Raw genomic sequence first — 25,581 nt, 5'->3', positions numbered from 1 at the left:
ACCTATGACCACAAAGAAATCTGCAAAGAAGGCCGGCGGCATGTCTTGCACGACGCTTCAGGAGCACATCGTCGAGATCATCAGCGACTCGGGCGAAGGCGCGCAACGCTGCGGACAGACACTCGGGTCCATCGCCGCACGCATGGGCAACGGCATCTGGACGACCGAAATCATCCCAGCCGAAATTCGCCCGCCCGCCCGCAGCGTGGCCGGCGCGAGCGGCAACCGCATCCGCATCGGCTCGGAGTACATCACCAACGGCGGCGACGAAACCGACCTCGTCGTCGCGTTCAACGAGCAGGTGCTGCTCGGTCGCGTCAATGCGCGCGAGCTCAAGCCGGGTTGCATCATCCTGCTTGAGAACATGTGGCGCACGCATGCTGACCCCGGCATCGCCAAATCGTATACCGAGGCGTATGAGCGGCTCGTCAAGGCGGGATACAAAGTGCACGAAATCCCTATGGAGGAGGAGTGCCTGAAGATCACGTCGAACGCGCGTCGCGGTAAGAACATGTTTGCGCTCGGCCTACTCTGCCATATCTACAGCTTCGATCTGCAAGCGGCACGTGAGCAGATCGCGCTCACCTTCGGCAAGAAAGATCGCAGCGTGATCGACGCCAACATCGTTCTGCTCGAAGCCGGCCACAAATGGGCGGTGGAGAACATCGACTTCAGTTTCCGCATTCCGGCCACGCCGTCGGACAAGAAGTTGATCTCGATGAACGGCAACACGTCGCTGGCGCTTGGCGTCATGGCGTCGGGGATGGAAATCTGCGCAATGTATCCAATCACGCCGGCCACGTCGGCGTCGCACTATCTGTCGGAAGCCTTCGAGCGCGTCGGCGGCATCGTGCATCAGGCCGAGGACGAAATCTCCGCGTGCGCGTTCGCGATCGGCGCTTCGTATGCGAGCAAGTGCACGGTGACGATCACGTCGGGGCCGGGGTACTCGCTCAAACAGGAGGCGATCGGGCTCGCCGTCATGGCCGAGATTCCGCTCGTCGTCGTCAATGTCCAGCGCGGCGGTCCGAGCACCGGCCAGCCAACCAAGGTCGAACAGGGCGACATGCTGACGGCAATCTACGGCAGCCACGGCGACGCACCTAAGGTGGTCATGGCACCGGCGACCATCGAAGATTGTTTCTATTCGATGATCACCGCCCGCCGGATCGCGGAAACGTTCAACACGGTCGTCGTCGTACTCTCCGACGCCAGCCTGTCGTCGTCGCAGCAGCCGTTCCCGCGTCCCGAATTCAACGAAGCATGGCTTGCGCCCCCCTATGACCAGAACCCGGTCCCCGAAGGCGCCAAGCCTTACGACTGGGATCCGGTCACCGGCATCGCGCGCCGCTTCATTCCCGGTCAGCCGGGCGGCATGCATACCGTGACGGGCCTTGCCCACGACCGGCAAAGCCATGTCGCCTACGACCCCGACATCAACCAGGAAGGCCTGCGCATGCGCAGCCTGAAGCTGGCGGCCCTGCAAAAGACGTTGTTGCCGCCTGAAGTCTTCGGCGCGCCGAAGGGTGACCTGCTCGTCGTCGGTTGGGGCAGCACCAAGGGTGCAATCGAGGAAGCGGTTGCCGGCCTGCAAGCCGAGGGCAAGAAGGTTTCGTCGATCCATCTGCGCTTCCTGCAGCCGATGCAGCCGGGGATCAAGGAAATCCTGCAGCGCTTCAAGAAGGTCATGACGATTGAGACCAACTGGAGCGACAGCCCGGACGACGAGCTGATCAACGAGGACAGCCGCCGCTACTCGGCCCTCGCCACCCTGCTGCGTTCGCGTTATCTGATCGACGTCGACTGCTGGACCGAAGTCCGCGGCCAACCCGTGAAGCCGCGCACGATCCGCCGCGTGCTGCTGGCCAAGCTCGAAAAATAGGGAAGAGACATCATGAAATTATCCGCCACCAAGCAACTGCTCGAACTCTACAAGGAGCAGCAAGCGCTGGAAGACTACCAAAGCGGCGTCCCACGCTGGTGCACAGGCTGCGGCGACAATGCGATCCTCGCCGCGATCCAGCGACTGTGCCGCGATGAAGGCCTGCGCCCGGAAAAAACCGTGTTCGTCTCCGGTATCGGCTGCTCCAGCCGTTTCCCGCACTACATGAAGACCTACGGCTTCCACGGCATCCACGGCCGCGCCTTCCCCGTCGCCGAAGGCGTCAAGATGGCCCGCCCGGACCTCACGGTGTTCGTTAACACCGGCGATGGCGACTGTTGCAGCATCGGTGCGGCGCACTGGGTGCACGCCATCCGCTACAACATGAACATGACGGTCTTCCTGCATGACAACCAGATTTACGGATTGACCAAGAAGCAAGCCTCTCCCACATCGCCGATCGGAACCAAGAGCAACACTACGCCGCGCGGCAGCTACCTCGACGGGCTGAATCCGCTGACGGTGACGCTCGGAGTGGTCAACGCGTCCTTCGTCGCCCAGGCGGTGGACTGGATTCCCGAGACGCTGTTCGAGATCGTCAAGGCGGCATACCACCACAAGGGCTTCTCGTTCGTGCGCATCGTTCAACGCTGCCCGGAATGGCTGCCGAAGTCGCTCGATCCCTGGCTGCAAGACCCGGAACGCATCCAGCTCGTACATCATGCCGACGGGCTGCAACTCAGCCCCGGGCTGTCCCGCGTGTACAAGAACCAGATCGAGCACAACCCGCGTGACATCCACCGCGCGCGTGAAATCGCGTCGAATCAAGAGGCGATTCCAGTCGGCATCCTGTATCGCAACCCGGAGATACCGTGTTACGAAGACACGCGGCACGCCGGTGCCTTACGGACGGTCGACGCGATCCGTCGCAACTTCGACGCCGAACTGGACAAATACACGGTCTGAGATGGAATCACGAGGCCAAGACGGACGTCCCGGCGGCATTACTCCGTTCCGCCGCGGACACGGACTCAATAACTGACGAGATAGCTACTCATGGAAGCTGATCTGCAAGCCCACGTTGCCTTTTTCCTGAGCGGAAAAATAAACACGCCGAACCTGTCGTCGATCGACGGGCTCAATCTGCGCCCCGCCCTCTTTGCCAACTACCGCGATCTCACGAGATTGCGCTACGACTTCCCGCTGGTCCTGCTCAAGGACGCGCCGGATGGCCCCTGCGTCGAATCGCTCTCGGGTCTGATTGACGGCATTCTCGAGAAAATCGCCAAAGGAAGTGACGGCGATCGCATCCGGAAGCATGTCCTGCGCCTCGAGCAACGCATTCGCTCGCTCGCAACGGCGCAGGATAGCGCGCCCCTGATACCGCTGTGGGAAAAGGCCGCGTCGGAACTGACGAGTGAGGACAAGGAAGTCGCCGAAGCACTCTCACGCGCCCGCGCCAACCTCAAGGTCGATGGCGAAGTGATCGATTGCAATGTTTCGATGCCATTCCACTATCTCGGCCATGTGTGGGCGCTGACGCAGACTCGCCGCGCCCGCCGTTTCGGCGACATCGTCAAACGGCTGGTCATCAAGCTCAACGAAATCCTGCAGGCCGATTTCGCGACGTCGAATGTCGGCAGGAGCGCCGAGAACCTCAAGCGCTCGTTCGGCTCGGGCCCGATGGACCACTTCGACTTCGAGGCCATGTCACGGATTCTCGCCAAATCGGCGCCGAAGGAAAGCCTCACCAAGAGCCGTCGCCGCCGTATCGAGAAGCTGCTTGCCACGCTGCAGTCGCAGCAGTTTTTCCCAACCTCCCAGTCCGATAAAGGCACCTATACGTTCGCTTTCGATTCCTGTGCCGCAGCGATCGCCGCGTATCGGGAGCGGATGCCGAAGGCCATCGAGCTTTCAAAGGCCGTGGCCGTCGCCGAGCTCGAGGTCAAGGGGGAATACAGCGAATCCAAGCATGATCGGCTGTTCGAGTCCTTCGGTGAAAGCGGCCTCGACCCCCGCGACATGGCAATCTTCCCGGACTATCTGGTTCGCCTGCACGCGCACGAGCTGCCGGGCGAGGAGTTGAGCTGGCTAACGGAGATCATGTCGCTGAACCTGCCGATCAAGGTACTCGTGCAGACAGACGACGTCATCGAGCGTTCGCCGATCCACGACGGACACCTTGCCTTCGCACTGCGCAGCCGGCAATTGGCCCGCATGGCCCTGGGCATGGCGGGCGTCTTCGTGCTCCAGTCGCCATCGTCATCGCTCTACCAACTACGCGAGAAGATCCGGCGCGGTCTCGATTGCTCGGGCCCGGCTCTGTTCAGCGTGTTTTCCGGCATTGCTGGCAGCAGCGCCCACATGCCGCCCTATCTGATCGGCGCAGCGGCACTCGAATCGCGCGTTTTTCCGGCCTTCACGATGGACCCGTCGTCAGGTAACGATTGGGCCTCGCGTTTCTCGCTCGCCATCAATCCGCAGGCGGAGCTCGATTGGGCCGCGCATCGCATTGTTTATGAAGACGATGCCTGCCAGACGGTGACGGCCCAGGCGCCGTTCACCCTGGTCGATTTCGTGGCGTCAGACGCACGTTATGCCGAGTTCTTCGCCAAGGTGCCAAAAGCGCAATGGAACGAGGCGCTCACCAATGCCGGGGACATTATCGCTCGCGACAAATGGGATAGCATCGACCGGATCGACAGCGTGCCCTCGGTGCTGATGGTCGATGAAGACGATCGGTTGCAGAAGGTGATTGTCAGTGAAAAGCTCATCCGCGAGGCGCGTCGTTGCCTGTCCATGTGGAACAGCCTGCAGGAGCTCGGCGGCATCCACAACTCGCACGTCGAGAAAGCGGTCGCTCGCGAGAAAGCAGCGTGGGAAGAGAGTGCACGCGTCATCGTCGCCGCCAGCGCAATGGCTTCTGCCGTCCCGGCGCCGTCCCCCGCCGCCGCAACGCTGAGCCCCGCGCCGGCCGCCGCCGCTGAAAGCGAGCCGGAAAAGTCGTCGGATGAAGCGTATATCGAAACGCCACGGTGCGCTTCGTGCAACGAATGCATCCAGGTCAATGACAAGATGTTCGCCTATGACGGCAACAAGCAGGCATTCATCAAAGACATCAATGCCGGCACGTACGCGCAACTCGTCGAAGCGGCGGAAAACTGCCAAGTAGCGATCATTCACCCCGGCAAGCCGCGCAATGCAGACGAAGCCGGGCTCGCGGAGTCGATCAAGCGCGCGGAAGCGTTTCAGTAAAAAATAGATCGCGCAGATTTCCGGCCGGCCACCTCCACTCGGGGTCGCCGGCCGGCGCATTTCGGCTAGCGGCTAGTAGGGCCGCCGGGCCAACGGTCTCGCCCGCTCGTCTCTCTCCCAAACACTTTCCGCCGAACAAATCAAAGAAACCTCGGATAGGACGTTGAGCGCCGCAGACTTGGACGCTTTGGAAGCAACGCCCCTCACTTAGGTTGAAGTCGCGCTAATAACGGAACGGCGCTATTAGAGGCCACGGTTCGCATGTATCATCGCGCACTTGCAAGAAAAACACAGAAGGTCGCGACCAGACGGGTCTCCTTTCAAGCACCTCGGTATCTGTACCCTCGTCGGTCGACCTCATTCCTTTCCCCTCCATGTTTCGCCTCCAAGAAAAATGCTCGGACCTTTGATCAACAGTGCCGCCTTGCTCGCCGGCGGTGGAATCGGCGCCGTCCTCAGTGCACGGCTTCCGGCGCGTGTCCGCGAAGCCTTGCCGCTGACCTGCGGAATCCTCTCGATCGGTATCGGGGTCGTGATGGTCAACAAGGTGCGTACGATCCCGGCCGTCACGCTGGCCATGCTGGCTGGGGCTTTCGTGGGAGAACTGCTGTGGCTTGAGCGCGGCCTCGAGCGGGCGATCCAATGGCTACAAACCGTCGCCCAGCGATTCATTCGCACGGCAGGCGAAGGTGCGCACACGCAGAACTTCGTGCACAAATACATCACGCTGCTCGTGCTGTTCTGTGTCAGTGGCATGGGGATTTTCGGCGCCATGCATGAAGGGATGACCGGCGAAGCAAGCATCCTGATGACCAAGGCGGTGCTTGATCTTTTCACAGCCGCCATTTTCGCCACCGAGTTGGGAATCGCCGTCGCGTTGATCGCCATTCCGCAAGCCGCGATTCAAAGCGCGCTGTTCTTTGGCGCCAACCTGCTGGTTCCGCTCGTCTCGCCCGGCATGCAAGCCGACTTCTCTGCATGTGGCGGCCTGATCATGCTCGCCACCGGGATGCGCATTTGCGGCATCAAGGTCTTCCCGATCGTCAACATGCTGCCGGCACTCGTCCTCGTCATGCCGATCTCCGCCCTCTGGCTACGCTTCATGGGCTAGACGGCATTACGGTCGGGAATTCGGATACAGCGGAAAAGAAACGCGTTAGCCGTGTTGTTCCTAAAGAAAAGCGGCGCCAAAGAGCGCCGCTTTTCTTTAGTGGGCTAAACTCCGCCGGCTCGCTCGACCTAGCAGGGACGCAGTGCGCGCAAGCGCTCCATGTTTGGTACTGGCAGGGTACGCCGCAGCACGGTTTCACCAAGCCAGTCGGCCGCCCGGCGCGCGCGCAGCGCGATGGCCTCGGACGGCATTTGCAAGTAATCGCTGTTATAGACGTCGAAGCTGTAGTCGCCGAAATAGCCGATTTCCTCAAGCTTGAGCACGAACTTGGAGAGCTGGTCGCTATGCGCGCCTTCGCCGGGGAAAACGCGGAAGTGTGAAGCCGACGATACTTCGTCTTCTGACGACCGGACCTCTTGAAGCATGAAGTCCGAGAGCTGAACGAGGTAAATCTGCTGGGCGAACACCGTCTCCAGATCATCCAGCGGGACCTCGGCGCTGATCACGTCGAAGGCGTCGATCGCCACCCCGAGATTGGGACAGTTGGCCAAGGCAACGACTTCGGAAGCTTGCGCGAAGTTCTTCACCGTCCGGCTCGTCGATAAGCCCTTGAAGGCAATACGAATTCCCATCGGCAGCGCAAGAAACGCCAACTTGCGCAAATCGGCGGCGATCTTGTCGGGATCAACCATGGCATGGACAGACGCCGATGCCTCCGTCAGCAACAAGCGCCCACCGATGCGGTGGCAGAGCGTAAGCATCGACTTCGCAACGTCGACCTTGTACTCATGCATCTTGCCCGTGAGCCCCTCGAAGTCGCGGAGGGCTTCGAGGCCCGTCACGCGGAGGCCGCTCTTCAGGATCGCGTCCACACCGGCTGAGGTGCTGACAGGGTGGCCGACGATGTCGGCGGCTGAAATCATGACGTGGCTGAAGCCCGCCTTGCGCGCCGCTTGCAGCCGGTTTTCAAGCGAACCGGCCAGAGAAGCGCTATCGATCCCGAAGTCGTTGAAGTTCATGGACGCCACATCCGGGAGTTGGGATCGGCGTGCACCAGCTCGAACATCACGCCGCCGAGGACGGCTTTGGTCAATGCACCACGCTCGCTGGTATGCACCTTATCCGTCGAAACGAATTCAATACCGCGTTTCTCGAATTCGGCCGTCGCCGCCAGCACGTCCGGCGTCCCGAATCCGATACGCTGCAGATGTTCTTCCATCGGCGCATATTGCGCTGCGCCATCCGGCTCGATCAATTGCAGGAAGAACTTGCGGCAGGGGCTCTGCAACAGCAGTCCCTTGGGCATGATGCCGAAACGTACATCGTCCGGAATCGGAGTGAAACCGAATAACTGCACATAGAACTCGGTCCAGTCGTCGGTGCGTTCGAGCCCGACGTACTGCACGATGCCGAAGAAATTGAGGTCGGCGATCGCCGGCGGGTTCGGATCGACGCCGGGGATGGCGCGAAAATCGATATCGAAGATCGAAAACTCGTCGTAGCGGTCGACGAAGTAGATCAGACTTTCGCCGACACCATGTATCCCTGGGATGTTGAGTTCGAGCGCTTGCGCGCGGGGAGGAATCTCCCAGGCGCCGAGATCGAGCGCGCGCCGGAAAGCGGCGTCCGCGTCGCGCACGCGGAGGGCGATGGCGCTGATGATGGGGCGTTCCACCGGAACCACGGTACGCGGAATGTCGGTCGGCTGCGAATTGACGACGACATTCATTGTCCCCTGGCGGTAAAGCTCGACTTCTCGGGACCGGTGCCGGGCAACCGGGCGGAATCCCATCCGCTCGAGCACGCCACCGAGGGCCTGCGGTTTAGATGTGGTGAACTCGATGAACTCGATCCCATCCATTCCGATCGGGTTCGGGGATTCTGGAACCGATTCGCGATCCGTGACGTTACTCATCGTAGCTCCTGGGGTATATTTTTCTTGGCAATCGGCGGTCCGCCGGGGCTTTGTACGCGCTGCCGGATAGGATATCAGTTGCCGCCTCCCGGGTCACGGATGAAACCCGGAATCCGAAAAGCACCCGGCGTCGAATATGGAGGGGCAGGATCGGCGGCGTCTGACGCGGATCCCATTGTAGAGCCGCCACTTTGGATTTGATGAGAACCGCTGCCCTAACGGTGGAGGCGACACGCGGTAGAGGATGGAGAGTCGCCAGCCGCGTCGCAAATCGCAACAACGGCCGGCGAGAGAAACGGTGGGGGCCGGAGCCTCGGCACCTGTCGGTTCAGAAATGCAGCGCGCGCTTGTCGCTGGCGAGAGCGGCCTCGTGCATCACTTCCGATAGCGTCGGATGCGCGTGGCAGATGCGGGCGATGTCTTCGCTCGCGGCGCCGAACTCGAGCGCCGTAACGGCTTCGGAGATCAACTCGGAGGCGTTGGCGCCGATGACGTGGACGCCGAGAATCCGATCGGTCCGGGCATCGGAGAGCATCTTCACGAAGCCCGCCGTTTCACCCATGCCGAGCGCCCGTCCGTTGGCGGCGAACGGAATCTTGCCGACCCGGTATTCCGTGCCGGCGGTTTTCAATTCCTGCTCGGTCTTTCCCGCCCAGGCGATCTCGGGATTGGTATAGACAACCCATGGGACCGTGGCGAAATGACGGTGGCCCGCCTGTCCGGCCATCACTTCGGCAACCATCACCGCCTCTTCCATCGCCTTGTGCGCCAGCATCGGACCGGAGACAACATCGCCCACCGCCCATACACCCGGCAGATTGGTCCGGCCCTGGCCGTCGACATCGATACGGCCGCGCTCGTCGAGCCGCAGTCCCACGCCTTCGGCATTGAGTCCCGCGGTATTCGGCACACGGCCGACCGAGAGGATCAAGCGGTCCGCGTCGAGCGTCTGTTCGCCGCCTGCCTTGTCGGTGTAACGGATCGACACGCTGTCACCCGTCGCATTCACTGCATTGATCGTCACACCAAGCTGGATATTCAAACCCTGCTTGGCGAAGATCTTCGCCGCTTCCTTTGCGACGTCGACATCCGCCGCGGCGAGGAAATCGGGCAAGGCTTCGAGCAGCGTCACTTCGGCTCCGAGCCGCCGCCAGACACTGCCCATTTCAAGGCCGATGACACCGGCCCCGATGATCGCCAGCCTCTTCGGCACAGCGCCCATGGCCAGCGCACCAGCGTTGTCGCAAACCAAGGTGTTGTCGACCGGTACGCCCGGTAGATGCCGCGGGCTCGAGCCGGTGGCAACGATCACGTTGCGCGCTTCGACCGTCTCGTCGCCGACCTTGATCTGCCAGCCGCCGTCTGTCGGTCCGACAAAGGAACCATGACCGGGAATCAGCGTGACTTTGTTCTTTTTGAACAACCCCTTGATACCGCTCGTGAGTTGCGTGACGACAGCCGCTTTGCGCGCCATCATCGCCGCGACGTCGATTTCCGGTGTGCCGACCTTGATGCCTTGCGCTGCAAAGCCGTGCGCTGCCTCGTGGAAGAGATGGGAGGTATGCAACAGCGCCTTCGAAGGAATGCAACCGACGTTAAGGCACGTGCCTCCGAGTCGCGGCTCACCCTTTGGATCGTCGTATGGATTGGATTCGCAACAGGCAACGCTGAAGCCGAGTTGCGCTGCGCGGATGGCCGCGACGTAGCCGCCCGGCCCGCCGCCGATGACCAGCACATCGAATTTCTTGGACATTTTCTACCCCTTTTTTTCTGATGTCGGATGCAAAACACAGAGCGGCCGGCGCGTGACTGCCGATACGCTCTGCGCGGTCCGGATCGGTTGTGATCGATCGCCGTCGTCCGGAACCAGCCCGCGGACGAGTTCCGAATTACACCTTCTCAAACGCCGAGCAGCAAGCGCGCCGGGTCTTCGAGAGCCTCTTTCATGGCAACGAGCGCGAGTACCGCCTCGCGGCCGTCGATGATGCGGTGATCGTACGAAAGGGCCAGGTAATTCATCGGACGCACCACTACCTGACCGTCTTCCACCACGGCGCGGTCCTTGGTGGCATGTATGCCGAGAATCGCCGACTGCGGCGGATTGATGATCGGTGTCGACAGCATCGAGCCGAAAACGCCGCCGTTCGAGATCGAGAAGGTGCCGCCCGTGAGTTCTTCCATCGACAACTTGCCGTCCTTGGCTTTCTGCCCGAACTCGACGATCTTCTTCTCGATGTCGGCGATGCTCATCTGGTCTGCGTCACGCAGGATCGGTACGACGAGTCCGCGCGGGCTGCCGACGGCGACGCCGATGTCAATGTAGCCGTGATACACGACGTCGTTACCGTCGACCGAGGCGTTGACGATCGGATAGCGCTGCAGGGCTGCCACCGCGGCCTTGACGAAGAAGCCCATGAAGCCGAGCCGCACGCCGTGCGTCTTCTCGAACTTCTCGCCGTATTGCTTGCGTAGCGCAATGACAGGCGCCATGTTGACCTCATTGAAGGTGGTCAGGATGGCATTGGTCGATTGCGACTGGACCAGTCTTTCGGCAATGCGCGCGCGCAGGCGCGACATCGGCACCCGTTGCTCCGGCCGATCGGCCAGCGGAATTTCCACCAGCGGCGCGGGCGGCAGCGCCGCAGCGGCAGCCGGAGCCCCGGCTTTCGCCATGGGTGCGGCGGGTTGAGCGGCGGGTTGAGCGGCGGGCGCCTTCGCCTCAGCCGTCTGCGCGTCAGTCTTGGTTACGCGGCCGCCACGGCCCGTGCCAGGAACGTCGGCCGCCGACAGTCCCTTTTCCTCGAGAATCTTGCGTGCCGCCGGCATGGCGGTGGCCGTGGCGGCTTCCGGCTCGGCTTTCGCCGGCGTTGAAGGGGCAGCGACTGAGGCAGACACAGCGGCCGAGGACTGCGCCGCTTTGACGGCGGCGGCCGCTTCGGTGTCGATGCGTGCGATCAATTCGCCCGCCGTAACGGTGTCGCCGTTGTGCTTGATCGTTTCTACGAGAACGCCGTTGTCTGGCGCAGGAAGTTCAAGGACCACCTTGTCGGTCTCGATGTCGATCAGGTTTTCGTCCCGGGTCACGGCTTCACCCACCTGCTTGTGCCATGACATCAGAGTGGCTTCGGCAACGGATTCGGAAAGCGGCGGGACTTTTACGTCAATGATCATTGTTGTAGCTCCGGTTCAAGCGGGTTTGTACGGGCCGATTTCACCCAAGGCGGACTCAAGCAACGCGGCCTTCTGTTCGTTGTGCTTGCTGTAGTAGCCGACCGCCGGGGATGGCGAAGCCGGGCGCGAGACGAGCAGCAACTGTTGTTTGTCGCTCAGCGAGCGTGCGAGGTGCTGACGGGAGGCGAACCAGTACCAGGCGCCCTGGTTGCGCGGTTCCTCCTGACACCACACGACCTCGGTCGCGTTCGGGTACTTCGCCAGTTCGGCTTCAAACGCGGCTTGCGGGAACGGGTAGATCTGTTCCAGGCGGGCGATGGCGATCGTCTTGATATCCTTCTCGCGCCGAGCGGCGATGAGGTCGTAATAGACCTTGCCGGAGCAGAAGATGACGCGCTTGACGTCCTTGGCCTCAAGCGGGTCCACTTCGCCGATCAACAGACGGAAACTGCCCTTCGCCATCTCGTCCATCGTCGACACGGCGTCCTTGTGGCGCAGCAGCGACTTGGGCGAGAACACCACGAGCGGCTTGCGCTGCTTGCGGATCGCCTGCCGGCGCAGCATGTGGAACACTTGCGCGGGCGTCGAGGGCTGGCAGACTTCCATGTTCATCTCGGCGCACAACTGCATGAAGCGCTCGATCCGGCCGGACGAATGCTCGGGACCCTGCCCTTCGTAGCCGTGCGGCAGCAATAGCACGAGGCCGCAGGCGCGGCCCCATTTCGTTTCGCCGGACGCAATGAACTGGTCGACGACGACCTGCGCACCATTCACGAAATCACCGAACTGCGCTTCCCAGACGACAAGCTCGAACGGGTTCGACGTCGCGTAGCCGTATTCGAACGCCAGCACCGCTTCTTCCGACAGGATCGAGTCGAAGCACTGGAAGCCGGCCTGCTTTTCCTGCAGGTTGGCCAGCGGGTAATACGTGCCCTCGTCCCAGCTTTCCCGCTTCTGGTCGTGCAACGCGGCGTGGCGATGGAAGAAGGTACCGCGGCCGACGTCCTGACCCGTAATGCGCACTCCGTAGCCAGAGACGAGCAGCGAGGCATACGCCATGTTCTCGGCCATGCCCCAGTCGAACGGCAGACTGCCGCGCCCCATTTGTTTGCGGTCGTCGATGATCTTCTGCACCCGGCTGTGCAGGCTGAACGATTCCGGCACCGTGGTCAGGCGTTCGGCCAGCCGTTTGATCTCCTTCACCGGTACCGTGGTGTCGCAGTTCTCGATGTACTGCTTGGGCAGGAACGGCGTCCAATCGATCATCAGCGGATTGGTGTAACCGGCGAGCACCGGGTTGTAGAGCAGTTCGCCACGGTCCAGGTGTTCGCGATAACTCGTGATCATCTGTTCCGGGCCTTCCTTCGGCAGCGCGCCCTCGGCGACGAGCTTGTCGGCGTAGAGCTGACGGGTCCCCGGATGCTTGGCGATGCGCTTGTACATCAGCGGCTGCGTCACCATCGGCTCGTCCTGTTCGTTGTGGCCGAGCTTGCGGAAGCACACGATGTCGACGACGGCGTCCTTCTTGAACTCCTGGCGGAATTCGAAGGCCAGGCGGGTCACGAAAGCCACCGCCTCCGGGTCGTCACCGTTCACGTGGAAGATCGGCGCACTGACCATCTTGAAGAGGTCGGTGCAATAGAGCGTCGACCGCGAATCGCGCGGGTCGGAGGTGGTGAAACCGATCTGGTTGTTGACCACGATATGGACCGTGCCGCCCGTGCCGAAGCCGCGCGTCTGGCCGAAATTCAGCATTTCCTGGTTGACGCCCTGACCGGCGACGGCGGCATCGCCGTGAATCAGCACGGGCAACACCTTGGCCTTGGACCCCTCGCCTCGCCGGTGCTGCCGCGAGTACACGGCGCCCTCGACCACCGGGTTCACGATTTCCAGGTGCGACGGATTGAACGCCAATGTCAGTTGGCAGGGGCCGCCCGGCGTCGACACCGACGACGAGTAACCGAGGTGATACTTCACGTCGCCGGAAGCGATGTTGTCGCTCGTCGGTTTGCCCTCGAATTCATCGAAGAGCATCGACGGCGCTTTGCCGAGCACATTGACCAGCACGTTGAGCCGGCCACGGTGCGCCATGCCGACGACCACGTCGTCCACCCCGCCCGCCCCGGCAACGCGCACCAGTTCGTCGAGGGCAACGATGAGCGACTCGCCGCCTTCGAGCGAGAAGCGCTTCTGGCCGACGTAACGCGTATGCAGATAACGCTCGAGGGTTTCAGCCGCCGTCAGGCGCTCGAGGAAACGCTGCTTCTGCGCCGCGGTGTAGGTGGCCTTGCCCCGGATCGGCTCGAAGCGTGCTTCGATCCAGCGGCGTTCCTCGGTATGGTTGATGTACATGTATTGGACGCCGATGGAACCGCAGTACGTTTCCCTGACGGCATCAAGAATCTGCCCGAGCGTGGCACGTTCGGCCACACCGCGGAACGACCCGGCGTTGAACGGCGTGTTGAAGTCGGCTGATGTAAGCCCGTAGAAGGCCGGCTCGAGCTCGGGAATATCCGGGCGCGGCTGGCGCTTCAGCGGGTCGAGGTTGGCCCAGCGAGCGCCTTGCGTACGATGCGCTCGGATCAACTGCAGCACACATACCTGCTTCTTGTCGTCCACGGGCATCGACGCAGCCGCGCGGTAGCCGCCCTTGCGGGCCTGTTCGGCGAAAGCGTTGACGACGGGCAGGTGCGGCACGTCGCGCGCGATCGGCCCGGGCAACTGCGCGAGCTTGTCGAAGTATTCGCGCCACTCGCCGGGAACCGACGTCGGGTTATCGAGATAGTTCTCGTAGAGCTCTTCCACAAACGGGGCATTGCCGCCGAACAATGGCGATGTCCCGAACAACTGATTCATCATGGTGGTTACCTGTGGTCAGGGGATCTTGAGGGGTACAACGACATCAGCCGGCGTTGCGACGGCCGGCCAAATGGGGGAAAGGCGGAAAAAAAGCGACGGGCATCGCCCGCCGCCTTTCGTTTCTGGATCAACGCTCGGCGAGCGCTCGTACGTCTCGCCGTGGCGTCCCGACATAGAGCTGCCGAGGCCGACCGATCTTGTATTCGGAATCGGTAATCATTTCTTCCCACTGCGCCATCCAGCCGACGGTACGCGCGAGCGCGAAGATGCAGGTGAACATCGTTGTGGGAATGCCAAGCGCCTTCTGCACGATTCCCGAGTAGTAATCGACGTTCGGGTACAGCTTTTTCTCGACGAAGTATTCGTCCTCAAGCGCAATGCGCTCCAACTCCTTGGCCAGTTTGAAGAGGCGGTCGTTTTCAAGACCGAGCTCTTCCAGGACGTTAGAACAGACCTTTTGCATCAGTTTGGCGCGCGGATCGAAGTTCTTGTACACGCGGTGGCCGAAGCCCATCAGGCGGAAAGGATCGTTCTTATCCTTGGCGCGCTTGATGAACTCAGGGACCCGGGAGACGTCGCCAATTTGTTCAAGCATCTTCAGGCAGGCTTCGTTGGCACCGCCGTGCGCCGGACCCCACAGGCAACCGATACCAGCCGAGATACAGGCGTACGGATTGGCGCCAGACGAACCGGCAAGACGGACCGTCGACGTCGAAGCGTTCTGTTCGTGGTCGGCATGCAGCGTGAAGATCGTGTCCAGCGCGTGCACGAGCACCGGGTTCGGCTCGTATTTCTCGCAGGGCGTGCCGAACATCATGTACATGAAGTTGGCGGTGTAATCGAGGTCGTTGCGTGGATACATGAACGGCTCGCCCATCGAGTACTTGTAGGCGAAAGCGACGATCGTCGGCAGTTTGGCGATGATACGGTTGAAGCTGATGCTGCGATGTTCGGCATCGGAGAAGTCTTCCGCCTCGTGGTAGAACGCGGAAAGTGCACCGACGACGCCGACCATCACGGCCATCGGGTGCGCATCGCGCCGGAAGCCTTGGTAGAACCGAGCCATTTGTTCGTGGATCATCGTGTGCTTCTTGATGATCGTCTCGAATTCGACTTTTTGTTTCGGATTCGGCAATTCCCCGGTTTTAAGCAGGTAGGCCACTTCGAGGAAATTGCACTTCTCGGCCAGTTGTTCAATCGGGTAGCCACGGTAGAGAAGCTCGCCTTTATCACCATCGATAAAGGTGATTTTCGACTGGCACGAGGCCGTCGACATAAATCCGGAATCGTAGGTAAATAAACCGGTCTTCGCCGCCAGAGTCCGAATGTCGATGCAGTCGTTCCCGTGAACAGGCGACAAGATGTCGAAATCGACGGGCTCCCGTCCTTCGATGATCAGTGTCGCCTTGCGTTCGCTTGCCATACATGTCTCCCGTTGAGGTTTTGGTCGGTTCAGTTTTGAGAGGCGTTCAGGGGGACGATTCGGCGGCACTATCCTTACTGTATTCTTACGTCGCGCAGCATAGCCACGACCTCCGCCTGCACGGGGTCCTTACACTCCCGCCTGCCGGCGACCAAGGGCCACAAGTCCGGGTCCTCCATCTCGACGAGTTCCGCAAAGGCGGCTGCTTGCGCCGGCGTGAGATTTGAGAAGCGTTTTTCAAGAAAGTTTCCCAACAAGACGTCCATTTCGAGCATCGAGCGATGTGAACAACGCCAACGCAACCGATTCAGCTGAGCTTTTTCATCCATTGAAAGGTCTCCAGAGTGCAGGGGTCTCGATAAATACCCGGGTCTTGACCATTTAGGCCCCGTTTCTTCCCGTTTTTGGCCGCGCGGCGAACCGTTACACGGCGGGAAACGGGGATTCCCGAAGCGGTAGTGTGACAGCGAAATGGGCGGCGCGGCTTCGTCAGCGCACAAAAATCAGGCGCAACGCACCGCGTCGCTATTGTGATTTGCCCGCTTACGCCATTCCCGTAACGGCGACGGAAAGCCTCTTGCCCGAGCCAGAAATCCTCCGTTCCAAGGACAGGCACAAGCGGACAAATAGCTTGCCGAACAGGGCCAACGACGACTGCGGATCGCCGTCCGCTTGCCTTCATCGTGTTCACTCGTCCCTGCCGTGACTCGACGATGCGGATTCTTGCCACCGTTTCGCAATCTCCTTTTCGCGATCCCTGATTGACACTCGCCGACGTTCGCTCTTATGATTCCCGACGGTTTTTTCTGCATCCGTTCGCCAGAATCGGTTGGACAACGACCGCTCTTTTTGGCCCATCAATTAGCTCACCGTTTACCCACAGGAGCCCTCAATATGTCTAAAACTCCCGTCCGCGTCGCCGTAACAGGCGCCGCCGGCCAGATCGGCTACAGCCTGCTCTTCCGCATCGCCTCCGGCGAAATGCTCGGCAAGGACCAGCCGGTCATTCTGCAACTGCTCGATCTGCCGCAAGCCCAAAAGGCCTGTCAGGGCGTGATCATGGAACTCGACGACTGCGCGTTCCCGTTGCTGGCCGGTGTGTTCGCGACCGACAATCCTGACGTCGCATTCAAGGATGCCGATATCTGTTTGCTGGTTGGCGCTCGCCCGCGCGGCCCCGGTATGGAACGTGCCGACCTGCTCGCCGCCAATGGCGCCATCTTCACCGTTCAAGGCAAGTCGATCGCCCAGAACGCCAAGGAAAACGTCAAGGTGCTCGTCGTCGGCAACCCGGCCAACACCAACGCCTACATCGCCCGCGCCGCGGCCAAGAAAGTCGGCCGCACCAACCCGGCGAACTACCACGCCATGCTGCGCCTGGACTACAACCGTGCCGCGTCGCAACTCGCCGCCAAGTCGGGCCGCCCGGTCGGCAGCCTGAAGAAGCTGGTCGTCTGGGGCAATCACTCGCCCACGATGTACGCTGACTACCGCAATTGCAATTCGAACGGCGACAGCATCAAGGCGCTGATCAACGACCCGGTATGGAACAACGACGTCTTCCTGCCGACCGTCGGCAAGCGCGGCGCCGCCATCATCGAAGCGCGCGGCCTTTCCTCCGCCGCATCGGCCGCCAACGCCGCGATCGATCACGTGCGCGACTGGGTTCTCGGCTCCGATGACTGGGTCACGATGGGCGTGCCGAGCGACGGTTCGTACGGCATCCCGGAAGGTATCGTCTTCGGCTTCCCGTGCGAATGCAAGAACGGCTCGTACAAGATCGTTCAAGGCATCGAGATCGACGATTACTCGCGCGAGAAGATCAGCAAGACGCTGAAGGAACTGACCGACGAAGCGGCCGCCGTGAAAGACATGCTCTAATCGGAAGCCTTTGTCACAGAAAGCCGCGGCCGGGTCCGCGGCTTTTTTTTCGCCTTTCGCTCAGGTCCGGCGCGGTAAAATCAGTTCTTTTCAAGCACTCCCGCCGAACATGCGCCATCCCGCTGATATCCTCTTCCCGGGCGAAAAGCCCTTCCCGATTCTGCCGGCCGTCGACCACTACGCCGGTTCCGAAAAACTGATGAAGAAGGCCGTGCAGCTGCAGAACGAGCTCGGCCCGATCTTTGACATCACCTGCGACTGCGAGGATGGCGCCCATGCCGGCGCAGAACGCGAGCACGCCGAAATGGCGGCTGGCATCATCATGAGCGACGACAATCGACACGGCCGCGTCGCCGCGCGCATCCATGGCTACACGCACCCGCACTGGCAGCAAGATCTCGATATCCTCGTTTCGCGTGCCGGCACCCGCCTGCCCTTCATCACGCTGCCCAAACCGCGCGGTGTGGCAGACGTACGCGCGCAGATCGCGGCCTTGCGGAAAGCCGAATCAGCCGCCGGTTTGCAGCGTGAAATTCCAGTTCACGTGCTGATCGAGACGCTTGGCGCCCTGCACGAAGTGTGGGAAATCGCGGCCTTGCCGGGTGTCGAATCGATCGATTTCGGCTTGATGGATTTCGTCAGCGGTTACCATGGCGCGATCCCGGCATCGGCGATGAAAAGCCCGGGGCAGTTCGACCACCCGCTTGTCTCGCGAGCCAAGTGCGAGATCGCAACGGCGGCGGTCGCCAACGGCGTCGTCCCGACGCACAACGTGACTACCGAACTCAAGGATGTCGACTACATCCGTAACGACGCCCGCCGAGCGCGCGACGAGTTCGGCTTCCTGCGCATGTGGAGCATCCATCCGAACCAGATCGTCCCCATCGTCGAAGCCATGCGGCCCGATTTTTCGGAAGTCGAGACGGCAAGCTCCATCTTGATCGCCGCCCAAGACAAGGATTGGGCTCCGATCGCCCACGAAGGGAAGTTGCACGACCGTGCGTCGTATCGCTATTACTGGGAATTGCTTGCCCGCGCCCACACCACCGGCATGTCGGTTCCCGCCGAGGCACAGCAACGCTTCTTTGCCTGAGCAGGACAACCGTCGCCATGCCGCTGAAAGCGCTCACGCAGAATCTGCTCAGGTTTCGCGACGAGCGGGATTGGGCGCAGTTTCATACCCTGCGCAACCTCATCGTCTCGCTCAACCTCGAGGCGGCCGAACTGCTCGAATTGACACAGTGGAAATCCGACGCGGAAATGGTCGCTCTGGCGAACGACCCCGCGGCGCGCGAAGCCTTGTGCGACGAATGCGCCGACGTTCTGCTCTACCTGCTGCTGATTGCCGAAAAAGCAGGAATCGATCTCGAAGAAGCGGCACGCGAAAAGCTGAAGAAGAACGCTGAGAAGTATCCGGTTGCCAAAAGCTACGGATCGAGCCGCAAATACACGCAACTCAAAGACTGACGATCGCCCAAGAGACTCTCGCGCCTTGCGTGGCCCGGTCGTCCTATAGTCGGTCGCGACAGGGTCATTCCCGCTTTTTCTTGATGGCCGACTGCCAAGACGCCCAGAGCACCGCGCCGAGAATCAGCACACCGCCCAGCACCGTCCGGCCCGCCGGTCGCTCATGCAGCGCTAGCCAGGCGAGGAGGATTCCGTACACCGGTTCCAGACCAAACACGATGCTCGTGGTACGCGCCCGTAGATGGCGCAGACTCGCGACGACAAGGGACTGCGCAAGCCCGGTGAATACGACGCCGAGTACGACGAGCAAGGACGCGTCGCGGAGCGAAAGCCCCCCCTGCCAGCCGAGCGCGAATGGCAGGGTCATCAAGGCCGCCACACCCTGCTGATAGAAGGAAACCATGGCCGCCGGGTAGCGACCGGCCTGGACACGACTGAGCAGCGAAAGCACCGAATAAGTGAGCGCTGACAACAGGCCCCACAGAACCCCCTGCGTCAGCGCGTCGTGGAAATCGGTGCTCGGCGTGACGAGAACAAGGCCAGCGGTCACCACCACCGCCGACGCGATGTCATGCCGCTGTAGCGGCTCCTGAAAGACGAACGGCTCGAGTAAGGTCGTGAACAACGGAAACGCGGAGAAAGCCAGCAAGCCGATCGCCACGGTGGACATTTGAATCGAGTGAAAGAACGTCGCCCAGTGCACGGCCAGCACCGCGCCGGAGAGGATCAAAATGGCCACGTCTTTCGCCCCTCTTATCCGTAGGTCGCACCTCGTCGCGACGGCAAATACAAGCAGGGCAAGGCAGCCGAAAACAGTCCGCCCGGCCGTCAGCACAGCCGGGCTGACGGCCAGGAACTTCGCAAATAGGCCCGCCCCTCCCGCAAGCAAGACGGCAAGGTGAATCTGGATCAAACCGACGCGATGACGATCTTGCGAGTTGAACACCGAGGTCCCCGAAGTGCGATTTCCCGAGCACGCCGATTATGCCAGCAGGAGTGAATGAGCTCCGCCATGCGGCACACTCGGCTCTCGAGGCTGCTCCGCCGCCGCGGATGAGGGCGCCCTAACACTCTTGGCAACGGGCCGACCACATAGGACTCGCTCATTCTTGCGCATTCACCAGCCGCGAGTAGAGCTTTCCCGCTTAACACAGCCGCTTGCTCTTGCGATGACGCGGTGGCAGCATCATTCCCGCAAGTATCGAACCTTCCAGAACACAAACGACACCATGAAGAACCAGAACAGGCTGCTCATAGCCATCGCCGCAACCCTCGCAATATCGACAGGCGCTTCTTTCGCCGCTGAAGAGAACGCTCAGGAACCGACCCCCGGGCCCGCCCAGAAAGTAGGCAACGCCGTGGAACGCGGCGCTGAAGCGACGGGCCGCGGAGTAAAGCGCGCGGTGAATGCAACGGCGCGCGGCATCAAGCGCGGAGCCAAGGCCGCGGCTCGGGGAATCGGCCATGGTGCGGAAGCGACCGGTCGCGCGATCAGTCGAACCGCTAAGAAGGTCGGCGGCTCGGGATCCACCGAGCAGAAGACCGAAAACTAAGCGAGCGCACCCTTAGGCTTCGCTCGCTCCTGCCGCGCCTAGTCTTCCGATCGCTCGAGCGTATACCCGGCACCCGCGTCGGTGCCGAGGACGTCGACGAGATAGGGCATGACCTCCGCCAGAGTGTCGTGCAGCGTCCAGGGGGGATTGAGCACGACGAGGCCGCTGCCGTGCATCCCGAAGCCGTCCTTGGCTGCAGCATTCACGCGCAAGGCGACGTGAAGCCAACCTTTGGCCGGCAACCGCTTGAGACGTTGCGGAAGGTCGTTCGCCTCGATGCGTGTCAGTTGCGGATACCAGATGGCATAAACGCCGCCGGCGAACCGCGTCAGCGCGTCCTTGAGTGCTTGGACGACACGCTCGTAGTCACTCTTCAACTCGTATGACGGGTCGATCAGCACGAGGCCCCGCTTGGGTGGGGGCGGAAGTACCGCCTTCAAGCCAGCAAATCCATCCACCGCTTCGACGATGACACGCTTCCCCGCATCGGCGAAACACTCGCGCAGTAACCGTGCGTCTTTGCTGTGCAACTCGAAGAGCCGCAGGCGGTCCTGCTCCCGCATGCCCCACAAAGCGAAATGCGGCGAACCGGGGTAGTTTTTCAGGCTTCCCGACGGATTGAAGCGACGTACCAAGGCCACATACTCCGCGAGCGCTTCGGGCAAGTCATCACGCGCCCAAAGCCGTCCGATTCCACCTTCATACTCGGCAAGTTTCTGCGCATACGAGGAATCGAGAGCGTAAGCGCCCGCACCGGCGTGCGTGTCGACGTACCAGAAGGGTTTGTCCTTCTGCGTGAGGTAACGGACGAGCTGAACGAGGACTAGGTGTTTGAGAACGTCGGCATGGTTGCCGGCGTGGAAGGCGTGACGATAACTGAGCATGGATTTTCCGGAACGTGATGGCAAGCGCCGCGGGAACCGGGGACCGCTAAGTCTCCGGATCGCCCGAGAGAAACAGGATCTGAGTCGCGCCGCTGGAGGCGGCCACAGCCGGGGAAAACCGGACTAGGTGTCTGCCCCGGGGACATCCATCCCCGGCTCCCGGCTGTTCTCTGACTCGGCAGGCGCCTGGTCATCTTCCCCCTGCTTGCGCTCAAGTTTGCGCAGTCGCTTTTCCTCCTGCTTCGATCTCTTCTCAAGATCCCGTTGGCGCTTTTCGTAGGCGTAGTTAGGCTTTGCCACCGCGATACCTCTTCCTTCCACGACAATCGGTGGTGTCGCGATTCGATTGAACACGCGGCCGCCCGCGCAATGCGGCAGCGAGCGGCCGAAATAGCGAGCGCTTTATCAGCGGCGATTGCCGCCGTCAGCGCCGCCCGAGCCGCCACGGCCGACGCCGTACGGACTACGCGTCGTACCGCCGCCGGGCCCGCGCCGCGCTCCTCCGGGAGCGCCTCCTTCGCGCGGTGCCTGCGGACGCGCCTCGTTGACCGTCAACGGCCGCCCTTCACTGTTCTTGCCGTTGAGCCCGGCGATCGCCGCTTGGGCCTCCTCATCGGAGCCCATCTCGACAAACCCGAACCCCTTCGACCGCTTGGTCTCGCGATCGGTAATGACTTGCGCCGAAACGACGGTACCGTACGCCGCAAACATCTGTTCCAGAGCGTTCGTATCGACACGGTAGCTCAGGTTACCGACATATAGCTTCTTTCCCAATCGAGCGCTCCCATAAGAAATTGACGAAGGCCTGCCAGGAAACAATAGCAAGGCCGGACCGCGGAGTCTAATGGAATCGCATTCCGCTGGACGCGGAATTTACTCCGGAAGCGCGATCCGGTTGTCGGTACTGAACTGGTAATCGTGGAAAACGTGCTCGGCGGAAAGCAGCTGGTAGGTACCATCCGGCAGCTTCCGCGACGTGTCCTTGAGGCGGTAGGTGTAGTGCCCACAGGTCCACAGATCGAAATTGCGCATCTGTGTGCACAAACACGTCTTGTCCTTGACCGAAAGGCGTTTTGCTCCCGGATTGGCCGCCGCCTCGCGGTTGTAGGAGTTGATGTACGAGCAATTGCCCGTCGAGTCGAGCAGGTAACCGTAGGCTTCGCAATTCGGGCGGATACCGTCGCCGATCGCCGGGCTCTTCGAAAGCATGCGCATGGGGTAACCGGTCGGAGAGATCATGTTGACCTCGATCCCGTCCTCGTTGACCTTGAAATACTCCTGCTGCACGTCCTCCGGCAAGCCGCACTCTTTGGTAACCGTGAAGCGCGTGGCTACCTGCACCGCGGAAGCCCCATTCTCGAGGTACGAAACGGCATCGCTGCCGGTGAAGATACCGCCCGCCGGGATCAGCGGGATATCGAGTTTTTCGGCGAGCAGGAACTGACGGATCTCGGCGACGATGGTCGCCAGATCGTATTGCGACCAATCCATGCCGAAACCGAGGTGACCGCCCGCGAGCGGACCTTCGACGACTACGTAGTCGGGTAAGCGGTTGCAGCGCAATGTCTTGCGCAGGAAGAGTTGCAGGGCACGCAGCGACGACACGATGATGCCGAGCTTGGCGTCACGGAAGCGCGGATGGTCCTCGATGAGGGCGAACGATCCAAGGTGCAAGCCGGCCGCTAGCGTGATGCCGTCGATACCAGCGTCAAGTGCCGCCTGCATGCGCACCCGCAAGGTCTCCTTGGGCGCGTTCATCGTCAGCTTTTCCATGCAGTTGACCAAGATCAGGCCATCGCCCCGCTTGGCCTCCATCGTCTTGCCGATGTGCATCTTGGTCGCCTCGGCAAGCTGGCCGAGGTCGAACTGCACGACAGACTTGTCGGAGTTGGCGACGTTGAACTTGTACTGCTTGAGTTTTTCCTTGACGAACTTGGCGTTGAACCGGCGATCCGCGACCGTGTTGACCATCGCATCAGAGATGTGGCCCACACCACCAAGGCGCGCGGCCTCCAGTGCCAGCTCGGCCGTCGATATGTCCACGCCCATTCCGCCGATGACAATAGGCACCAGTTCCTTCTTGCCGAATTTCAGGCGGAAATCATCAACACGCTTCATTCAGTACCTTCCCCAGGCCGTCCCCTCATCCTCGTTTGGAACGGGGTCGAGAATCATGATAGCCCGCTATTATCGCTCATGATGTGCCCGCTTGGCGCATCGGCTATGCGGAAAGTACTAATTTAGTAGGCTTTAGGGCGTTGCGCCGGGTGTCTCAAAGCGTTATAAGCCGCCATCGGAAGCCCGCCTCACATTCGACCCCGTCACAGTGTTTCGGCAACGTGGCTGCTTTCGAAGTTCCTGCGGTTATGAATTCTCAAGGAGCCACCGTGGTGCTCGCTCGCCCAGGCAAACGCACGTATGATCGTAAGCGTTCCGTATGCGACGGAGAGCGCGATGAGCGACTGCACTGACCATGACCAAACGCCCGTCCCGCTGACAGGCATCGGGATTCCGCGCCAAGGGCACTTTGACGCCCCGGCGTTCGAACGAGCCGTCGGCGACCTGCTCGCCGCCTGCGGCATTGCGCCCGACGCCGAGCATATGGGGCGTACGGCGCAGCGGGTGCGCGAACTGTGGCAGAAACGCCTACTTGGCGGCTATGATCTGGATCCCGCCGCCGCGCTCGGCGAGGGTTTCGAGGATCACCGCCGCGACATGGTCGTTGTGCGCGGTATTGCCATTCACGGCGTGTGCCCGCACCACCTCGTCCCGTTCCGCGGCGTAGCGCATGTGGCCTATCTGCCGGGAGGCCGCTTGCACGGTTTCGGACGCATCGCGCGCCTTGTTGACGCGATCGGCCACCGCTTCACGTACCAGGAATGGATGACGCACGATATTGCCGAAGCGCTGATGCATCACGGCAAGGCGCGCGGCGCCGCCTGCGTGATCGAGGCGGAGCAGCTCTGCCTATTACTCGGCGAGGATCGGCGCGGCGACGAGCGCGTCGTCACCCAGGCGTTCACGGGCGACTTCGAAACGTCGGACCAAGCACGCAACGAGTTCTGGCGCGCGATTGAAACCTCGCGGCGAGCGGATTGAATGATTGAATACGTGAATACGTAAGAGGCCCGCGTCGGCCGAACGAACCGGCGCTACGCACCGACCAGCGTGAGCGCCAACGGCGTCGTCACCGCCGCAAGTACGGTCGACAAAACCAGGCTGCTCGCGATCGGACCTTCGAGCACCTTGAACTGGCGCGACATCAGATAGACATTGGCGCCGATGGCCATCGACCCGAGCAGCACCACCACCTGGGTTTCCATCGTCGGCAGGTTCAGCAGTCGCGCCAGCCCCCAGACGACGATCGGTTGCAGGACGAGCTTCACGGCCGTAATCGCCGCCGAGACGCGCCAGCCGTCGAGAATTCCGAATTCCGCCAGTCCCATACCTAAAGCGATGAGCGCCATCGGCGTCGCCGCTTGCCCGATCATGGTCAGCGGCGTATCGACCGCCGCCGGCAACCGCAGGCCAAGGAGGCCGATGAACGTTCCCGAGAGGATGCCGAAGACCACCGGGTTGGTAAGCACGCTGCGTACGGTCTTCGCAAAGCCTCGTATCGACAAGCTTCCGTGACGCGCCCATTCGACCGAGATGGTGACCAGCGTCCACAGGATCAGCGCGTTGAACACGAGCACGAGGGCAACCGAAGGCACCGCCGCGTCCCCCAGCGTCACCTTGGCGAGCGGCAAGCCGAGCAGCACGTTGTTGGAAAAGACGCAGCCGAGCGCAAACACCGACTGCGACACGCCGTCGAGCTTGAACACTTTCCACGAAATGAAGCGCCCGACGACAAAGACAGCGAGACAACTGCCGAAGAACGCAATCAGTAGGCGGGCATCAACGGGCGGTAATTTGGAGAAATCGCTGAGCAGGCGGAACAGCAGTGCCGGCAGGGCCAATGTAAAAACGAACTGCGACAGGGCCTCCGACATTGCCGTCGGCCAGCCGGTAAAACGCATCACCGCATAACCGATGAAAACCAGCGAAAACAAAGGGGCGGCCAGAGCCAGGTGATGCGCAAAGGTATTCATCGAGAGGGTCTTTTCTCGTGCGTCGTGGTCAGTTTGTGCGGGATGTGGGCGAAGGCCGCCGGAAGAACGGCTTCCCTGCCCGAAATGGC

General features: G+C 61.5%; 22 protein-coding genes. 9 read left to right on the top strand and 13 right to left on the bottom strand.

What is annotated here, in order from left to right; translation table 11 throughout:
• The first annotated feature begins 4 nt into the window (after window positions 1-4).
• From NZ453_RS19780 to NZ453_RS19765, 4 genes are all read left to right on the top strand, one after another.
• On the top strand, window positions 5-1,882 hold the full coding sequence (locus NZ453_RS19780) for a 2-oxoacid:acceptor oxidoreductase subunit alpha (RefSeq protein WP_263772654.1): 1,878 nt from the start codon (window positions 5-7) through the stop codon (window positions 1,880-1,882).
• A gap of 12 nt (window positions 1,883-1,894) precedes the next feature.
• Window positions 1,895-2,848, top strand: a complete 954-nt coding sequence (locus tag NZ453_RS19775; RefSeq protein ID WP_263772653.1) for a thiamine pyrophosphate-dependent enzyme — start codon at window positions 1,895-1,897, stop codon at window positions 2,846-2,848.
• Between the two features lie 90 nt (window positions 2,849-2,938).
• The gene (locus tag NZ453_RS19770; RefSeq protein WP_263772652.1) at window positions 2,939-5,137 is read left to right on the top strand and encodes a ferredoxin; all 2,199 of its coding nucleotides are present in this window, start codon (window positions 2,939-2,941) and stop codon (window positions 5,135-5,137) included.
• Between the two features lie 394 nt (window positions 5,138-5,531).
• On the top strand, window positions 5,532-6,248 hold the full coding sequence (locus NZ453_RS19765) for a DUF554 domain-containing protein (RefSeq protein ID WP_263772650.1): 717 nt from the start codon (window positions 5,532-5,534) through the stop codon (window positions 6,246-6,248).
• A 128-nt stretch (window positions 6,249-6,376) separates the two neighbouring features.
• On the opposite strand, the gene NZ453_RS19760 is transcribed toward NZ453_RS19765, so the two are convergent.
• From NZ453_RS19760 to NZ453_RS19730, 7 genes are all read right to left on the bottom strand, one after another.
• On the bottom strand, window positions 6,377-7,267 hold the full coding sequence (locus tag NZ453_RS19760; RefSeq protein ID WP_263772649.1) for a sugar phosphate isomerase/epimerase family protein: 891 nt from the start codon (window positions 7,265-7,267) through the stop codon (window positions 6,377-6,379).
• On the bottom strand, window positions 7,264-8,163 hold the full coding sequence (locus NZ453_RS19755; RefSeq protein ID WP_263772648.1) for a VOC family protein: 900 nt from the start codon (window positions 8,161-8,163) through the stop codon (window positions 7,264-7,266). Before NZ453_RS19755 ends, NZ453_RS19760 begins: the two co-directional genes overlap by 4 nt.
• A gap of 328 nt (window positions 8,164-8,491) precedes the next feature.
• Complete coding sequence (lpdA, locus tag NZ453_RS19750; RefSeq protein ID WP_263772647.1) at window positions 8,492-9,916, bottom strand: dihydrolipoyl dehydrogenase; 1,425 nt, start codon at window positions 9,914-9,916, stop codon at window positions 8,492-8,494.
• Between the two features lie 146 nt (window positions 9,917-10,062).
• Complete coding sequence (gene odhB / locus NZ453_RS19745) at window positions 10,063-11,334, bottom strand: 2-oxoglutarate dehydrogenase complex dihydrolipoyllysine-residue succinyltransferase (RefSeq protein WP_263772646.1); 1,272 nt, start codon at window positions 11,332-11,334, stop codon at window positions 10,063-10,065.
• A 15-nt stretch (window positions 11,335-11,349) separates the two neighbouring features.
• Window positions 11,350-14,193: a 2-oxoglutarate dehydrogenase E1 component gene (locus tag NZ453_RS19740; RefSeq protein ID WP_263772645.1), complete on the bottom strand. Its 2,844-nt coding sequence runs from the start codon at window positions 14,191-14,193 to the stop codon at window positions 11,350-11,352.
• A gap of 127 nt (window positions 14,194-14,320) precedes the next feature.
• Complete coding sequence (gene gltA / locus NZ453_RS19735) at window positions 14,321-15,616, bottom strand: citrate synthase (protein WP_263772644.1); 1,296 nt, start codon at window positions 15,614-15,616, stop codon at window positions 14,321-14,323.
• 74 nt (window positions 15,617-15,690) lie between these two features.
• Entirely contained in the window at window positions 15,691-15,945 is a 255-nt protein-coding gene (locus NZ453_RS19730; RefSeq protein WP_263772642.1) for an FAD assembly factor SdhE, read from the bottom strand.
• A gap of 565 nt (window positions 15,946-16,510) precedes the next feature.
• Between NZ453_RS19730 and NZ453_RS19725 the strand changes: the two genes are divergently transcribed.
• The 3 genes from NZ453_RS19725 to NZ453_RS19715 all read left to right on the top strand — a co-directional run bounded on the left by NZ453_RS19725 (window position 16,511) and on the right by NZ453_RS19715 (window position 18,964).
• On the top strand, window positions 16,511-17,497 hold the full coding sequence (locus NZ453_RS19725; protein ID WP_263772641.1) for a malate dehydrogenase: 987 nt from the start codon (window positions 16,511-16,513) through the stop codon (window positions 17,495-17,497).
• Between the two features lie 109 nt (window positions 17,498-17,606).
• On the top strand, window positions 17,607-18,590 hold the full coding sequence (locus NZ453_RS19720) for an HpcH/HpaI aldolase/citrate lyase family protein (RefSeq protein ID WP_263772640.1): 984 nt from the start codon (window positions 17,607-17,609) through the stop codon (window positions 18,588-18,590).
• A 17-nt stretch (window positions 18,591-18,607) separates the two neighbouring features.
• On the top strand, window positions 18,608-18,964 hold the full coding sequence (locus NZ453_RS19715; protein ID WP_263772639.1) for a nucleotide pyrophosphohydrolase: 357 nt from the start codon (window positions 18,608-18,610) through the stop codon (window positions 18,962-18,964).
• A gap of 64 nt (window positions 18,965-19,028) precedes the next feature.
• Here the strand turns inward: NZ453_RS19715 and NZ453_RS19710 are convergent, their stop codons facing one another.
• Window positions 19,029-19,910: a DMT family transporter gene (locus NZ453_RS19710; protein WP_263772638.1), complete on the bottom strand. Its 882-nt coding sequence runs from the start codon at window positions 19,908-19,910 to the stop codon at window positions 19,029-19,031.
• 283 nt (window positions 19,911-20,193) lie between these two features.
• On the opposite strand from NZ453_RS19710, the gene NZ453_RS19705 reads away from it, so the two are divergent.
• Window positions 20,194-20,517 carry a hypothetical protein gene (locus tag NZ453_RS19705; RefSeq protein WP_263772637.1) on the top strand — a complete coding sequence of 108 codons (324 nt, stop codon included), beginning with the start codon at window positions 20,194-20,196 and terminating at the stop codon, window positions 20,515-20,517.
• Window positions 20,518-20,555: 38 nt separating this feature from the next.
• On the opposite strand, the gene NZ453_RS19700 is transcribed toward NZ453_RS19705, so the two are convergent.
• From NZ453_RS19700 to NZ453_RS19685, 4 genes are all read right to left on the bottom strand, one after another.
• Window positions 20,556-21,401, bottom strand: a complete 846-nt coding sequence (locus NZ453_RS19700; protein ID WP_263772636.1) for a 23S rRNA (adenine(2030)-N(6))-methyltransferase RlmJ — start codon at window positions 21,399-21,401, stop codon at window positions 20,556-20,558.
• 123 nt (window positions 21,402-21,524) lie between these two features.
• On the bottom strand, window positions 21,525-21,755 hold the full coding sequence (locus NZ453_RS19695; RefSeq protein WP_263772635.1) for a hypothetical protein: 231 nt from the start codon (window positions 21,753-21,755) through the stop codon (window positions 21,525-21,527).
• A 51-nt stretch (window positions 21,756-21,806) separates the two neighbouring features.
• Window positions 21,807-22,175, bottom strand: a complete 369-nt coding sequence (locus tag NZ453_RS19690) for an RNA recognition motif domain-containing protein (RefSeq protein WP_263772634.1) — start codon at window positions 22,173-22,175, stop codon at window positions 21,807-21,809.
• Window positions 22,176-22,274: 99 nt separating this feature from the next.
• The gene (locus NZ453_RS19685) at window positions 22,275-23,519 is read right to left on the bottom strand and encodes a nitronate monooxygenase (RefSeq protein WP_263772633.1); all 1,245 of its coding nucleotides are present in this window, start codon (window positions 23,517-23,519) and stop codon (window positions 22,275-22,277) included.
• A 336-nt stretch (window positions 23,520-23,855) separates the two neighbouring features.
• Here NZ453_RS19685 and folE point away from each other — a divergent pair, with 336 nt between their 5' ends.
• Window positions 23,856-24,500 (top strand): GTP cyclohydrolase I FolE, encoded by a 645-nt coding sequence (gene folE, locus NZ453_RS19680; RefSeq protein ID WP_263772632.1) that lies wholly within the window; start codon window positions 23,856-23,858, stop codon window positions 24,498-24,500.
• Window positions 24,501-24,553: 53 nt separating this feature from the next.
• Here folE and NZ453_RS19675 read toward each other — a convergent pair whose 3' ends face one another.
• The gene (locus tag NZ453_RS19675; RefSeq protein WP_263772631.1) at window positions 24,554-25,492 is read right to left on the bottom strand and encodes an AEC family transporter; all 939 of its coding nucleotides are present in this window, start codon (window positions 25,490-25,492) and stop codon (window positions 24,554-24,556) included.
• Window positions 25,493-25,581: the final 89 nt, after the last annotated feature.

Origin of the sequence: Propionivibrio soli, from assembly GCF_025770765.1 — a bacterium.
Lineage (GTDB): Bacteria > Pseudomonadota > Gammaproteobacteria > Burkholderiales > Rhodocyclaceae > Propionivibrio > Propionivibrio soli.
Note: the sequence above shows the minus strand (reverse complement) of the source record. Positions and strands in the feature narration are given on the sequence as shown.

Bases quoted from the DNA above. Each gene is read 5' to 3' on its own strand.
- NZ453_RS19765 (WP_263772650.1), top strand. From the start codon at position 5,532: ATGCTCGGACCTTTGATCAACAGTGCCGCCTTGCTCGCCGGCGGTGGA.
- NZ453_RS19720 (WP_263772640.1), top strand. From the start codon at position 17,607: ATGCGCCATCCCGCTGATATCCTCTTCCCGGGCGAAAAGCCCTTCCCG.
- NZ453_RS19675 (WP_263772631.1), bottom strand. From the start codon at position 25,492: ATGAATACCTTTGCGCATCACCTGGCTCTGGCCGCCCCTTTGTTTTCG.
- NZ453_RS19740 (WP_263772645.1), bottom strand. From the start codon at position 14,193: ATGATGAATCAGTTGTTCGGGACATCGCCATTGTTCGGCGGCAATGCC.
- NZ453_RS19770 (WP_263772652.1), top strand. From the start codon at position 2,939: ATGGAAGCTGATCTGCAAGCCCACGTTGCCTTTTTCCTGAGCGGAAAA.
- NZ453_RS19730 (WP_263772642.1), bottom strand. From the start codon at position 15,945: ATGGATGAAAAAGCTCAGCTGAATCGGTTGCGTTGGCGTTGTTCACAT.
- NZ453_RS19685 (WP_263772633.1), bottom strand. From the start codon at position 23,519: ATGAAGCGTGTTGATGATTTCCGCCTGAAATTCGGCAAGAAGGAACTG.
- NZ453_RS19715 (WP_263772639.1), top strand. From the start codon at position 18,608: ATGCCGCTGAAAGCGCTCACGCAGAATCTGCTCAGGTTTCGCGACGAG.
- NZ453_RS19725 (WP_263772641.1), top strand. From the start codon at position 16,511: ATGTCTAAAACTCCCGTCCGCGTCGCCGTAACAGGCGCCGCCGGCCAG.
- lpdA (WP_263772647.1), bottom strand. From the start codon at position 9,916: ATGTCCAAGAAATTCGATGTGCTGGTCATCGGCGGCGGGCCGGGCGGC.
- odhB (WP_263772646.1), bottom strand. From the start codon at position 11,334: ATGATCATTGACGTAAAAGTCCCGCCGCTTTCCGAATCCGTTGCCGAA.
- NZ453_RS19775 (WP_263772653.1), top strand. From the start codon at position 1,895: ATGAAATTATCCGCCACCAAGCAACTGCTCGAACTCTACAAGGAGCAG.
- gltA (WP_263772644.1), bottom strand. From the start codon at position 15,616: ATGGCAAGCGAACGCAAGGCGACACTGATCATCGAAGGACGGGAGCCC.
- NZ453_RS19755 (WP_263772648.1), bottom strand. From the start codon at position 8,163: ATGAGTAACGTCACGGATCGCGAATCGGTTCCAGAATCCCCGAACCCG.
- NZ453_RS19760 (WP_263772649.1), bottom strand. From the start codon at position 7,267: ATGAACTTCAACGACTTCGGGATCGATAGCGCTTCTCTGGCCGGTTCG.
- NZ453_RS19780 (WP_263772654.1), top strand. From the start codon at position 5: ATGACCACAAAGAAATCTGCAAAGAAGGCCGGCGGCATGTCTTGCACG.
- NZ453_RS19700 (WP_263772636.1), bottom strand. From the start codon at position 21,401: ATGCTCAGTTATCGTCACGCCTTCCACGCCGGCAACCATGCCGACGTT.
- folE (WP_263772632.1), top strand. From the start codon at position 23,856: ATGAGCGACTGCACTGACCATGACCAAACGCCCGTCCCGCTGACAGGC.
- NZ453_RS19705 (WP_263772637.1), top strand. From the start codon at position 20,194: ATGAAGAACCAGAACAGGCTGCTCATAGCCATCGCCGCAACCCTCGCA.